Source organism: Chloracidobacterium sp. (assembly GCA_016715795.1).
In the GTDB taxonomy this organism is placed as follows: domain Bacteria; phylum Acidobacteriota; class Blastocatellia; order Pyrinomonadales; family Pyrinomonadaceae; genus OLB17.
Genome location: JADJXP010000002.1, coordinates 572,460 through 586,397 on the forward strand (window position 1 = coordinate 572,460; position 13,938 = coordinate 586,397).

9 protein-coding genes are annotated in these 13,938 nt (G+C 57.0%); 6 read left to right on the forward strand and 3 right to left on the reverse strand.

Going from position 1 to position 13,938, the window contains the following annotated elements; genetic code table 11:
• Nucleotides 1–9: 9 nt before the first annotated feature.
• The 3 genes from IPM59_07665 to mpl are packed head-to-tail and all read left to right on the forward strand — an operon-like array spanning nucleotide 10 to nucleotide 4,111.
• On the forward strand, nucleotides 10–2,079 hold the full coding sequence (locus IPM59_07665) for a S46 family peptidase (GenBank protein ID MBK9215464.1): 2,070 nt from the start codon (nucleotides 10–12) through the stop codon (nucleotides 2,077–2,079).
• Nucleotides 2,080–2,083: 4 nt separating this feature from the next.
• A complete protein-coding gene (locus IPM59_07670; protein ID MBK9215465.1) occupies nucleotides 2,084–2,692 on the forward strand; it encodes a hypothetical protein in 609 nt (202 codons plus the stop codon).
• Complete coding sequence (gene mpl, locus IPM59_07675; GenBank protein ID MBK9215466.1) at nucleotides 2,693–4,111, forward strand: UDP-N-acetylmuramate:L-alanyl-gamma-D-glutamyl-meso-diaminopimelate ligase; 1,419 nt, start codon at nucleotides 2,693–2,695, stop codon at nucleotides 4,109–4,111. It abuts the gene before it with no gap.
• Nucleotides 4,112–4,219: 108 nt separating this feature from the next.
• Here the strand turns inward: mpl and dacB are convergent, their stop codons facing one another.
• Nucleotides 4,220–5,803, reverse strand: coding sequence for a D-alanyl-D-alanine carboxypeptidase/D-alanyl-D-alanine-endopeptidase (gene dacB, locus IPM59_07680; GenBank protein ID MBK9215467.1), 1,584 nt, complete (start codon nucleotides 5,801–5,803; stop codon nucleotides 4,220–4,222).
• A 244-nt stretch (nucleotides 5,804–6,047) separates the two neighbouring features.
• Here dacB and IPM59_07685 point away from each other — a divergent pair, with 244 nt between their 5' ends.
• Nucleotides 6,048–8,015: a hypothetical protein gene (locus IPM59_07685; GenBank protein MBK9215468.1), complete on the forward strand. Its 1,968-nt coding sequence runs from the start codon at nucleotides 6,048–6,050 to the stop codon at nucleotides 8,013–8,015.
• 78 nt (nucleotides 8,016–8,093) lie between these two features.
• Here IPM59_07685 and IPM59_07690 read toward each other — a convergent pair whose 3' ends face one another.
• Together IPM59_07690 and IPM59_07695 are read right to left on the reverse strand one after the other, a co-directional pair.
• Nucleotides 8,094–10,607, reverse strand: coding sequence for an adenosylcobalamin-dependent ribonucleoside-diphosphate reductase (locus IPM59_07690; protein ID MBK9215469.1), 2,514 nt, complete (start codon nucleotides 10,605–10,607; stop codon nucleotides 8,094–8,096).
• 223 nt (nucleotides 10,608–10,830) lie between these two features.
• Nucleotides 10,831–11,310 (reverse strand): flavin reductase family protein, encoded by a 480-nt coding sequence (locus IPM59_07695; protein ID MBK9215470.1) that lies wholly within the window; start codon nucleotides 11,308–11,310, stop codon nucleotides 10,831–10,833.
• 87 nt (nucleotides 11,311–11,397) lie between these two features.
• On the opposite strand from IPM59_07695, the gene IPM59_07700 reads away from it, so the two are divergent.
• Both IPM59_07700 and epsI read left to right on the forward strand, forming a co-directional pair.
• Entirely contained in the window at nucleotides 11,398–12,285 is an 888-nt protein-coding gene (locus IPM59_07700; protein ID MBK9215471.1) for a polyprenyl synthetase family protein, read from the forward strand.
• Nucleotides 12,286–12,341: 56 nt separating this feature from the next.
• Complete coding sequence (gene epsI, locus IPM59_07705; GenBank protein ID MBK9215472.1) at nucleotides 12,342–13,913, forward strand: EpsI family protein; 1,572 nt, start codon at nucleotides 12,342–12,344, stop codon at nucleotides 13,911–13,913.
• Nucleotides 13,914–13,938: the final 25 nt, after the last annotated feature.

Below are 13,938 nucleotides of genomic sequence, written 5' to 3' on the forward strand. Positions count from 1 at the left end.
TTTGTAAATATGAAACGATCTCTTTCTTTGTTGCTTTTTCTCAATTTCCTCGTGCCGGTCGCTTTCGCCGACGACGGCATGTGGACGTTCGATAATCCGCCGCTTCAGCAGTGGAAGGAACGCTACAACTTCGAGCCGTCGCGGGAATGGCTCGACCGCCTGCGGCTAGCATCGGTCAAATTTCCGGGAGCATCTGGCGTTTTCGTTTCGCCCAACGGGCTGATCGCGACGAATCATCACGTCGCGTCCGGCTTTATCGAGCGTTTGTCTAGCAAGGAGCGCGACCTGCTCAAGACCGGTTTTTACGCTGCAACGCAAGCGAAAGAACTCAAAGTGCCAGATGGCAATGTCTCGATCCTCGAGTCGTATGACAATGTTACCGAGCGTGTCCATAACGCTGCGGCGACAGGGGCTACCACGGCCGAGTCATCGGCAAGACGTTCTGCTGAGATCGCTGCGATAGAGAAGGACTGTCCGGCTACCCTCCGCTGCGAGGTTGTGTCGCTATACAGCGGTGGCGAGTATTGGCTGTATCGCTTCAAACGCTACACCGACGTCAGGCTCGTGATGGCGCCGGAGGAACAGGCGGCATTCTTTGGCGGCGACTATGATAATTTCGTGTTTCCTCGGCACGATCTTGATTTCACGTTTGTCAGAGTTTACGAGAACAATAAGCCCGCAAAGACGCCGAACTATCTCAAATGGTCTGCGATCGGGGCACCCGATGGCGAGTTTGTTGTCGTTTCGGGATATCCTGGATCTACCGCGCGGCTACTGACCGTTGCCCAACTCGCGTACCAGCGCGATCTTGGAAACCCGCTTCAGGAACTTGTCTGGAAAACGCGCCGCAAGGCGTTGGAGGAATACTCGAAAGGCGGGCCCGAGCAGCTTCGGCAGGCAAATCCGGGTATGCGGTCGTTCGCCAATTCGCTCAAACGACTCGAAGGCCAGCAGAACGGCCTCCTAAATCCGCGAAACTTCCTAAAAAAGGTCGCCGAGGAAAAGGACCTTCGTGACAAACTGGCCGCAAAGCCTGAGCTTGACCGCCAATACGCACCTGCGTGGGCCGCTATAGAGGCGGCCTATACGAAATATCCGTCGATGGCAAAACGGCTTGCGTTCTCAAGCCTCGCGTCGTCTAAGATCGCGGGCTTTGCCCAACAGATCGTCAACTATCACATCGAAACAGCGAAGCCCAACGACAAACGATATCCCGAATACCGCGATAACCGGCTCGAAGCGCTAAAGACCTCGCTGCTATCGCCCGCGCCGGTTTATCCTGAGATGGAAAACCATGCCCTGAAGGCGTGGTTCGCCGAGGCGATCAAACAGGTCGGTTCCGATGACCCGTTCATCAGGGCCGCGATCGGCGACGCAGATGTGGCTGAGGTCGTGGATCGTGCGTTTCGGGAGACCAAACTGACCGATCCCGCTGTTCGCAAAGCCCTGCTCGAAGGCCCGGCGGACGCGGTGGCCAATTCAAGCGATCCGATGATCACGCTCGCACGCCGCGTCGAGCCTGTCATGCGCGAACTGCGGGCGTGGGAAGACGCGAATATCAGGGCTGTCGAGGCCTCCAATGGCAGCAAGATCGCACAGGCGCGTTTCGCCGTTTATGGCAAGACGATGCCGCCCGACGCCAACGGCAATCTGCGGCTCTGCTACGGCATCGTCAAGGGCTATGACGAAGATACGACTCTCGTGCCCTTCAAGACGACGTTTTTTGGCCTCTACGACCGCGCATTGAGCTTTGCCGAGAAACACCCGTTCGAGATGCCCGCAAGCATTAAGGCCGCTCGGACGCGTATCAACCTCGCGACGCCGCTTAACTTTGTATATACTGCCGATACCATCGGCGGCAATTCGGGCTCGCCCGTGGTAAATCGCAATGGCGAGGTCGTCGGCCTCAACTTTGACAGCAACAACCAAAAGCTCTCGAACCGCTACTGGTACATTGACGAGAATGAAGGCTCCCGCGCGGTCGGCGTCCACTCAGCGGGCATCATCGAGGCATTGCGGAAGGTTTACAATGCTCAAGCGCTCGTCACCGAATTGATCGGCACCTCGAAACGGAGTTAAGAGAATGAACGTACGATCCACCGTAATTCTTAGCCTGATGGCTCTCTTCGGGGCTCTGTCGGCCGGCGTCATGGCCCAGAGTACCGCAAGCCAGGTAAGGAAGATCAACACCTACTGCAAGCAGATCGACGCCGTGCAAAAGCGTCGCAAGACGCCGGAGCTTGTTTTCGCGGACACGTCGGGCATCAATGACGGGAAAGTGAAGTGGCGTAGATTTAAGTCAGAAGAGGCCCTGGATAAGTATCGCGAGGGCAGCGAGACCTATGACATCGCTTATAACTGGCGCAGCGGCGGCCGCCTGATCGCGAGCAATTTTACGCATTTTAGCCCGTCGGGCGATTGGGTGAATTATGTCAACCACTGCTTTCGTGCGGACGGGACGGTGGCGCGTGTTGAGACGGATTACAGGACATTCCTGGGCGATTTCAAGATCGTTCGGATGCGGTATTTCAATGCCGCCGGCCGCCAGATCAGCTCCTCGATCAAATATCTCGACTTGCAATCGGGCAAACCGAAAGACAAGGGCGACGGCGTGATGGGCGATAACGAAAGTGCCGAGGCCTTCTACAGATCTGTGAAAAAACTACCCTTTGCCCGGCTCCTTCCGAAATAGATGCACTATCACCTGATCGGAATCTGCGGGACGGCTATGGCTTCGCTTGCCGGAATGCTCCAGGCTCGGGGCCATACGGTGACGGGTTCTGACCAGAGCGTCTATCCGCCGATGTCCACCCAACTCGAGTCGCTCGGGATCGAGATCACACAGGGCTACAAGGCCGAGAACACCGATATTCGCCGCGATGTCACTGTCGTCGGCAATACGATCATGCGCGGCAATCCTGAGCTTGAGGAGGTGCTCGACCGCAAGCTGGAGTATCGCTCACAGGCCGAGACGGTCAGGGAAGAGTTCATTCGCGGCCGGCATTCGCTCGTCGTGGCCGGAACACACGGCAAGACCACAACGACCTCACTCGCGGCCTGGGTCTGCGATATCGGCGGGCTTGACCCGACGTTTCTGGTCGGCGGCGTCGCACAAAATTTCGGACAGAGCTTCCGGGTGACTGAAAGCGACTACTTTGTGATCGAGGGCGACGAATACGACACGGCATTCTTCGACAAGAAGCCGAAGTTCATGTCGTATCTCCCCGAGATAGCGATCGTCAACAACATCGAATTCGACCATGCTGACATCTACAAGGATCTCGACGCTATCAAGTGGCAATTCTCACGGCTGATGAATCTCGTGCCGGGTAACGGCCGCCTGATCTGTGGGATCGATTCGCCGGTGGTGGGCGAAGTGCTTGATTCAATGTCCGGCAAGCTGTTTACGACGGTCGAGACTTTTGGCCTGAGCGGAAAGGCAAAATGGCAGGCACGGAATATCGAATTCACCGTCGATGGGACGCGGTTTGCCGTCTATCGCGACGGCGAGCGGTGGGCTGAATTCACCACAAAAATGATCGGCGAGTTCAACATCCGCAACTGCCTTGCCGTGATCATCGCAGCCGATGCGTGGGGCATTTCACGGGAAAAGATGCAGGAGGCATTCGACACGTTCGAGTCTGTCAAACGCCGTATGGAGGTCCGCGGCGTCGAGCGCGGCGTGACCGTGATCGATGATTTTGCACATCACCCGACGGCCGTTGATGAAACGCTAAGGGCATTACGCCAACGCTATTCCGACAACCGGTTGATCGCGGTATTCGAGCCGCGTTCGCGTTCATCGCGGCTGTCGATCTTTGAGGAGCAATACAGGCAGGCATTCTCTCACGCCGACCACGTAATTATCGCCGGCGTGTTCAATCCGGAAGATGCCAAGCGGTTTGGCGACAATTTACTCGACGTTGACAAATTAGTGGCGGATATTGCCGCGACAGGCAAAGCAGCCGCTACTTTTCCTGACGCTGACGCGATCGTCACGCATCTAGCCGAGAGAATGCAGCCCGGCGACGTTATCGCCGTCATGTCAAACGGCGGCTTTGACGGCATCCACGAAAAACTGCTGGAAGTTCGGTCAGAACCGCCTGCGTAAGCGGGCGGCCAGTTCGACCCCACAAAGACCGCCCCAACTGCGGTTCGGTTCTCACGTATTGAACAATAACGCAAAGAACTGACCGCCCGCTTACGCAGGCGGTTCCGACTAATCGATCTTTCCGTTGAAGTTTGCCAGATGGACAACGATGTCATCTGCCAGCGATGTGCGAATCGACGGCACCGTCACGCCGTTCACAATAATCGACACGACCAATTCTTCACCGCCCGCGGTTGTTACATAGCCTGATAAAGCCGAGACCTGGTCGAGTGTTCCGGTCTTGCCACGCATGTTTGCGCTCGCAGCCGTTCCTTTGAACCGGTTGCGAAGCGTCCCATCGACGCCACCTATCGTGAGGCTATTGCGCCAATCTATTGAATAACGGCTCTGCTTCGCCATGTATGTGTAGAGAGCCACTATTGCCGCCGGGGTGACGAGATCATGCCTCGACATGCCGCTGCCATCGTATTGGACGACGCTGTCGCTTTCAATACCGGCTTGGTTTAGGAACGACCGCACAGTGTTCAGTCCCAGCGACGAGCTCTCAGGCCTTGTGCCCGTCGTTGAGCCCGGCATGGTTCTGGATCGTTCACCCAACGTCCACAGAATTACTTCGGTGAACATGTTCTGGCTCGGTTTCATCGTCTTCGCTGCGATCTCGCGATAGGGCGGCGATTCGAGCGTCGCGATCTCGACCGTGGGAGCTTCGGGAACGACATTCGCAGCCAGCATACGCGTTCCGCCGGTCACGGTAATACCTCGCTTTTCCAGACGCTGCTTTAGAAGGGCGACGAAGAGTTCGGCCGGGCGGCTTACGGTGATGGAGTTCGCGAAGGCGCGATCGCCGGACGGCATTGTGCCTGAAATATCGAGGATGTTCTGCCTAAGCCGCTTGTGCACGTCCAGATCTCGCGCGACCGACGAGGATGTCGTCGTGCATGTATTGACGATCTGAAAAAGGGCATTGGCCGGCGAAATATTGACCTGGCATGGCCCGCCGACCGCTCCCGGCCTGACGGTGATATCGACTGCGTTATCGTTGATCGGCAGGGCCGAGATCTCGGCCCCATAATCCCACTGCAGATCGTCCCATTCCCACGTCAGTGGCAAGGAGAATCCCTTAAAATAGCTCTCGTCACCTACGATGCTGCCCTCGATGCGTTTGATCCCGGCAGCGGCGATCTTTTCTACAAGCCTGTCGATACCCTTGTAGTAGGTCTCGGGATCTCCCGCCGCAGTTCCAAAGAATGCGGTCGAGATCGAAACGTCGCCGCGGCCGTATATCCGAAGGTCGCCCTTGAGTGTTCCGGCCGCGTCCGGCACTGCGCCTGCAAAGACGCTCGTGACGAACCTGAACTCCGGCCCAAGCCGATCAAAACCTGCCGCGACGGTAAAGTTCTTCATGTTCGACGCAGGCATGAAGTATTTCTCAGAGTCATTCTCGAATATGACCTTGCCGCTGTTAAGTGATGCTATCTTGATGCCCACGCGGCCACGTCGGACGTCGAGCGAATACATCCGCTGCCGGATCTTAGTCTGCAGTTGTTCGAGTGTCTGGCCCGACGGAGTCAGACGGGGATCATCTGCCGGCGCCGGTGTAGGGGTGGGTGACGGGCCGGCGACGCGCGGCCGTTGCGTCCCTTGAGCGCTCAATGCGAGAGCGCAGGTCAGCAACAGCGATATCGACAGCATGATTTTGGCGGAATGAGTTTTCATATGGTCTTTGGAGATTCTACCTGAATCGATTTGATGCTAAAACTAACGCGGAGAACACGAGCGTTTGTGACTCAGGTCATTTTCTCCGCATTCAGAACGACATATACTCTTTCAACTGTCGCTGAGTTCGCCTATACCGCGACAGATTGAAGCCATCACCTCGCGGTGATAGCATAATTTCTTGCGTCTCGAAGCCGCGTGTGTTCTAGTTCGTGGTAGTATGAAGCGAATCAAGGGAGCAATTCTGGTTTTGTTCACTGCTTTTTTGGGCGGGGCATATCTCGCTCAGAATGGTGGATTCGATGGCCGGCACGTGGCAGCAGGAACGGCCCCGTTGGCCCCGACAAATGTAAAAGCTTCAGATAACGACTACTCGATGAAGGTCGGTGTCAATTGGGACACGATCCGCGGGGCGACGTTATATCGGATCTTTCGCAATGTTGTAAACGATACCTCGACTGCCACAGAAGTTGGCACCACCCAAGCGAACTATTTCTTTGATATGAGTGCGGCCGTGGCTCAGAACTACTTCTATTGGGTCAGGGCCGAGAACGGATCCGGCACGAGCCAGTTTAGCTCGCCTGATCAGGGAACGCGTGGCCAGGGCGGAATGCTATCGGGACCGTTCTCGCCGCTGGAGCCTCCGATTACACCGGCGGAGAATCCGGTGACCGCTGCAAAAGCCTATCTTGGTAAGGCTCTTTTTTGGGATGAGCAGCTCTCGTCCACGCGCACGGTCGCGTGCGGCACATGTCATCGCCCCGGTTCTGGTGGTTCCGATCCGCGGACGGTGGCTGACCGCGAACGATCTCGCAATCCGGGCCCGGACAACCTCTTTGGGACGGGTGATGATATCTTTGGCTCACCCGGTGTGCCTCAAAACTATTCGGATGGGACCTATGGCGTCAATCCGCTCTTTGGCATGCGGGAGCAGGTGACGGGCCGAAAATCACCGAGCTATCTAAACGTAGGTCTCGCTTCGCAGGGTCTCTTCTGGGACGGACGCGCGAGCAACCAGTTCCGCGATCCGCTGACGAATAATGTCCTGATCACTTCATGGGGCTCGCTCGAGAGCCAGGCGACGGGCCCGCCGCTTTCATCGGCTGAGATGGGGCACATGAATCGCAACTGGACAGAGGCGGCCGCGCAGATCGAGGTGTCACGGCCGCTCGCACTGGCGGCAAATATCCCGACTGCCCTGGCAACGTGGATCGATGGCCGAACCTATCCGCAACTCTTCGAAGAAGCGTTTGGGACGCCTGATGTGACCCCGGCCCGAATCGCAATGGCGATCGCGACGCATGAAAGGACGCTATTCTCCGATCGCTCTCCGTTTGATCGATACCTGATGGAACTGGAGCCTCTGGCAGCAGATGAGGCGCGCGGCCTGGACGTTTTCGTTGCCCAACACTGCAGCGGCTGTCACGGCGGGCCTGCAATGACCGAGCATAACTTTCATAACATCGGCGTGCGTCCCAGAACGGATGATCCGGGCCGGTTCGCCGTTACGGGTGAGCCGGGTGACCGCGGCCGCTTCAAGACGCCGGGCCTGAGGAATGTCGAGCTTCGCGGCGCTTACATGCACACCGGCGGCCTTGCGACATTGACGGATGTGGTCGAATTCTACAATCGCGGCGGCGATTTTGATGCTCCAAACATTGATCGCGATGTTATCCGGCCGTTGAACCTGACTGCCGGTGAGAAATCTGATCTACTGGCGTTCCTTAGACGGCCGCTTACCGATCCGCGTGTGGCCAACGAACTACCACCCTTCGACCGTCCGACGCTCTACACGGAGACAAACCACGTTCCGGTCATCTCAGGTCGCGGCCGGCCCGGCGCAAAATTCAGAATTCCGCAGATGATCGCTCTCGAGCCGCCGATTGCCGGAAATCCGAGTTTTACGGTGGCGGTTGCCGGTGGTCACGGCGGAGCTCAGGCGACCCTTGTTATCGGTTCGGCCGATCCCGGTATCGGGACGACAATACCGGCCGGCGGTTCATTCGCCTATCACACGATCACTCTATCCGATTACGGGCCTTTTGACGGTTATGGTTCGGTTAGCATTGCGATCCCGGACAATCTTACGCTGGCCGGGCAGACCTACTACGGCCGCTGGTATGTAAAGGACCTGAGGGCGGTTGGCGGATTCTCGGTCAGCAAGCTCGTCACCTTTACCGTTTTCTAGAAACAATAGGCAGAAACGACGAATGCACGAATAAGAGGTAACTCATTCGTGCATTCGTCGTTTTACGGTCCTGTCTTGCTATTTACACTTTGAGTAACCGCAGTCGCGGCAGGTGTCACACCCCGAAGCGTGCTCCAATTGGCCTCGGCATTCGGGACATTGGCCTACCATCGTTGACATTGACGTTTCGGATGCCATAGTCTTACCGATCATTCGCGCCGATTCAGGAAGATTCTTCAGGCGGCGGTCGACAAGCAGGAGACATTCGGCAACGGCCTGTTCGGGCGACGTCAACAGACGCTCATTGAACCACACTGCGTGCGTGCCGATCACTTTGTTCAGGCTGTGGGCGACCTCATCAACATCGAAGCCACCACGGAGCATCTTTGACGCGAGCAAGCCTACGCCGGCACTGATCGAGCCTGCGACGAAAACCTCCAGGATCTGTTGGCCGTCGTGGTTTACCGTAACGTATAGGTTCTGTCCGTCGAAAGGTATCCGCCAGGTCGAGCCCTGGAGTTCGCGAGGACGCAATACACGCCGTGAGCTTTCTATATTCGGATTAGGTGAAGCTGCAAAATCAGCTGTATCCGTTCGGTCCTCGGGGCCTTGCGGTGCCTGTGCTTCCTTCTTCATCGAGTTCAGCACTTGTCCCTCGCGGCTACCGTCGCGGTAATAGCTCACAGCCTTGCAGCCGAGTTCTCGTGCCAGATGATAGAGGCTGTCAACTGACTCGACCGTGTCGTTGGTCGCTCCGTTGCAGGTCTTTGAGATAGCATTATCAACGTGCCGCTGGGCAGCCGCAAGCACTCGAACGTGCTGTTCTGAGCTGATCTTCATCGCCGAAATAAACTCAGCCGGAAGGTCCGATTCGTGCTCGACCACATATTCGGCAGCTTCCTTTATTGAGGTCTCACTCGTTTGATCAACATCGATACCGAGCGCCTGTGCGGCCAGCGAGTGGACATACGTCCTCGTCCCCAGCGTGTCCTGACGCACATATGCCCACGAGAAATTCGGCTCGATGCCAGACGAGGTCTCGGCAACAAGCGAGATAGTGCCTGTCGGGGCGATGGTCGTTACCTCATAGTTGCGCGGGGTGAGCGGGATATCGCGCGGGATCCCTATGTCTTCGTATATGAACCGGTCATACGCCTCGCGATTGGCTTCGAATTCGGGAAAAACACCCTTTTCCTGTCCGAGACGCAGGGATGCCAGCCATGATTCGCGGCGGACAAACCCCATGACCTTCTCCATCAGATCGAGAGATTCGTCGCTGCCATAGGTGACGTCCAGTTTGAGGCAAAGGTCAGCAAATCCCATGATGCCGAGGCCGACGGGGCGAGTCCGCTTGACGACGTCGTCGATCTCAGGCAGCGGGAAGTGGCCGGCATCGACCACATTGTCCAGAAATCGGGTGCAGAGCTGTGTCACGCGCGACAGGCGGGCCCAATCGACGATGCCGTCGCCGTCTGTCGTCGTCGTATAAAACTTCGCAACATCGATCGAACCGAGATTACACGAATTATTAAAGTGCAACTGCTGTTCGCCGCACGGATTACATGCGAAGATGGGCCCCATCGAGGCCATCATGTGATTGTGCCGGTTGACCTCGTCGATAAAGATGATGCCCGGCTCGGCATATTTGTGGGCTGAAGCGATTATTCGATTCCAGACGTCCGGAGCAAAGACCATGCCGGGCATCGGCGGCTCCTCAATGGTACAGTCCGAAAGGTCTGACGTCTCGAATGCCAGCTTGTCCGCAAACGTAGCTGTCGAACCGTCCGGGCGGCGGTACACGACATAATCCTTACCCGTTACGCTGTCAAAAACGGTCTGTGTCCACGGTTCACCGTCAAACTCGGTCTGGAACCACGCGCCGTTGTCCACAGCATCCATAAAGAGGTCTGTCACCGTAACAGAGATATTGAAATTCGTCAGGCTCGTTTGGTCGTTCTTAGCGTGAATAAAGCGGAGAATATCGGGATGCTCGACGCTGAGAATTCCCATATTCGCGCCGCGGCGGACGCCGCCTTGCTTTACGACTTCCGTTGTCTGATTGACGATGTTCATGAACGAGACCGGCCCTGATGCCACACCGCGCGTCGAATTCACCATCGAGCCGGCCGGCCTCAGGAATTCATAGGTCATGCCCGTTCCGCCACCTGTCTGATGAATGATCGCGACGTTCTGGGCATGCTCCATAATGCCCTCGATCGAATCCGGGACATTGAGTACAAAGCACGCCGCTAGCTGCCCTTTTGGCTTGCCCGCATTTACCAGACAAGGCGTATTGGGGACGAACTCTCGTGCGAGCATGACGGCAGTCATGTCATTGAAGAACAGGTTTCGCTGTGCCGGGTCAGTCTCGGCTCTCGATACATGACCGACGACGCGATTGACAATATCGGTCCAGGTCTCAAACGGTTCGCCGGTCTCATCTCGAAGGGAATACCGCTTTGCTACGACCTTTTGGGCATTCAGGCCCAACGGCGACATCGAGCGTGCCGTTGCGGTTCCGGTGCCATTGCCATTGCCGACGCCATTCTTGTCGAGAAATGTGTTTATCGCCGATTCGAAAACTGTGCTCATAGGGAATTCTCCTCCTGAGGCGTCGCTTCGTCGTGTGATGTTATTCTATCACGCTCAAAGGACCCAAAAAACGGTGAAATTCTTGGTGTAATGCTTGAGATTCGCGGCTAAAGAACGGACTCAAGCTGAACTAGTATCATTCATGCCGGCAGGAATGTCAATAGTTATTTCCACAATATCTCGTGGTAGGCGGCAGGGCTGCCAACAACTACTAGATATCGAGCTAAAACGCGGCCGAAGAGCCGTACTCATGATGAAAGTAGATCAGCGGATCACCATCACGGGCACTAACGCGCTCGACCGAGCCGACAAAGATCGTGTGATCGCCGCCGTCATGAGCAGTCACGATGCGGCATTCTATAGACGCTAACGCGGCCCTGAGACGCGGTATTTCTTCGATGCCGGAATCGAACTCCCTGTCAGCAAATTTGTCTGCCGCCGGTGCAGCAAACTGCTCGGATATGTCCTGCTGCGTTGCGTCGAGGACATTAACGATGAATGCTCCTGATACGTGAAATGCGTAATGACTTGCCGTCGCCTTTTCGATGCAGATAAGAACTAATCGCGGGTCGAGCGACACCGAGCAGAATGCCGAAACGGTGATTCCGTGGCAGCGGCCCGAGGCGTCGCGTGTGGTTACGACGCTGACCCCGCTCGCAAATCTTGATAGAGCATCCCGAAATTCGTGTTCCGAAACCGACATGGAGATTGAATCTACCTTATCTGCGTGACTTTCGCAAAAAATGGGCCACTTTGATAAACCGCGATCAATAAATGATAATTCAACGCGATGCCCGACCTGGACAGATTTCTTGTTGACGTTCGACTTGCCGTTGAATCGGCTCTCGATGGGATCGTTCCTGCATCTGTGGAACAACCGACACGCCTGCATGAGGCCATCCGCTGGAGCCTCTTCGCGGGCGGTAAGCGTGTCCGGCCGGCGATCGTCATTGCGGTGGGAGAGACGTTTGCGGCCGAGCGAGATGTCTTGGTCAAAACCGCTGCGGCAGTCGAGATGATCCATACGTATTCGCTGATCCATGACGATCTGCCGGCGATGGACGACGACGACCTACGACGGGGCCGAGCGACATGTCATAAGCAGTTTGACGAGGCGACGGCAATTCTCGCAGGTGACGTGCTGCAAACATTGGCGTTCAAGAACATCGCCGATGACGCCGGATTGACGACAGACGTGCGTGTTCAACTCGTCTCGCTCTTGGCCTCGGCGTCGGGCACGCCCGACGGAATGGTCGCCGGACAGCAGCTTGACCTTGACGCGGAAGGTAAGGGCCTCGGCCTCGATGAGATCCGCTCCATTCATCGCCGCAAGACGGGAGCTCTCATCTCAGCGTCGGCACGAGCGGGGGCGATCATCGGCAATGCGTCAGAACAGGACATGATCGCGATCGGCGAATACGCGGATAAGCTCGGCCTGTTATTTCAGGTCACCGACGACCTGCTCGATGTTACGCAATCGACCGAGGGCCTCGGCAAGACCGCCGGAAAAGACAGGACCGCTAAAAAGGCCACGTATCCATCCCTGCTTGGCATCGACAGGACCATGGTCGTGATCGAGACGATACGTTCGGAGGCCTGCCGCGCTCTCGATGCAATTGGCCGCGACGCATCGCTGCTTAGATCACTTGCCGGACATGTTGCAGGCCGCACCAAATAGCTGTATCCGGAAGGAAATTCCGCTCGATTAGCCGTTTTCTGCTCTCTTCGATACCGATGATCAACTATCGGCAAAACTTAGCTTCGCTTTTGCTCATCGCCCTCGCGTTCGGCTTCCTCTACGCGTCGGTGATGACGAAGCTCGGTGTCGATTGGTGGTCGGACGAGAACTACTCGCACGGCCTCTTAGTCCCGTTTGTGATCGGTCTGATCGTTTGGCGCGAATGGGATTCGATCAAAACCGCAGCCGGCCACGGCTCGATCGTGTTTGGCGGTGGAATGGTCGTAATCGCTGTCCTGCTCCTGATCGCCGGAACGCTCGGAGCAGAGCTCTTTACACAGCGAATCTCGATGGTCATGATGCTTGCCGGGCTGGCCGTCTATTTCCACGGCCTGCGGCTGCTGAATCTGCTCGCGGTGCCGTTCGCTCTGCTGCTGTTGGCCATTCCGATACCGCAGATCGTCTTTAACCGCATCGCGTTTCCTCTGCAGATATGGGCGTCGCAGATGGCCGTCTGGGGAATTCGACTTTTCGAGGTGCCGACGCTCCGCAAAGGCAACGTGATCGAGATCCTGCCACGCGGCTCGATGCAGACGATCTCGCTCGAGGTCGTCGAGGCCTGCAGCGGCATCCGGAGCCTGATGACGCTGGTCACGCTCGCATTGATCTTGGCCTATTTCACGCGACGAAGTGAAGGCGGCCGATTGGGGAATCTCTCATCGCCTGACCTCTTGCGCGCCTTCGCCTTGATGGTGCTGGCAGTGCCGATCGCGGTTTTGACCAACGCTGCTCGCGTCACGGCGACCGGCGTTCTGACCTACTATTACGGCAAGCAGGCTACGGAGGGCTCGTGGCATGACCTATCAGGGTGGCTCGTGTATGTCACGGCCCTAGCATTACTGCTGGCCGCTAACTACCTGCTCATAAAGATATTTCGATCCGGGACAAGCGGCGAAAAGTCCGCCACACATACCGCACGGGCGAGCGTCAGGCCTATGCCGATCCTGCCCGTGATCGTTCTGCTCGTTGCCGCCGGCGCGGCCGTGAACTGGTTCGCGTTTCGCAGCGAAGCCACTCCGTCTCGCCGCAGCCTGGCGGAACTGCCCGCGACGCTCGGCGATTGGCGGCAGAAGGGAAGCGAGTTCCGTTTTGACACGGGCGTCGAGAGCGTGCTTAAGACGACCGATTATACTATGCGAGAATACACGTTGCCCGACGGCCGTATCGCGAATATCTACGTCGGCTACTACGGCTCGCAGCGGACCGGAGCGACGTATCACAGCCCGCAAAACTGCCTGCCCGGTGCCGGCTGGGTGATGACCGACCCGCAATACATCGGCATCACGACGCCCGACGGCCGCCACTTCCGGGCCAACCGTTATACCCTCGAAAACGGCCCCTACAAAGAGGTGATGATCTACTGGTATCAAGGCCGCGGCCGCACCGAAGCCAGCGAATACACCGACAAACTCAACACCATCTGGGACAGCGTCACCAGAAGCCGCACCGACGGTGCCCTCGTCCGCGTAATGACGAGCGTCGGCGGCGACGAAGCCGCTTCCATCCAAGCGGCCAAAGACCTGTCCGCATCCCTCGCCGCAGCCCTATCGCCCTATGTCCCTGAGTAGGATCTGCTGATTGAATCGCCATGAG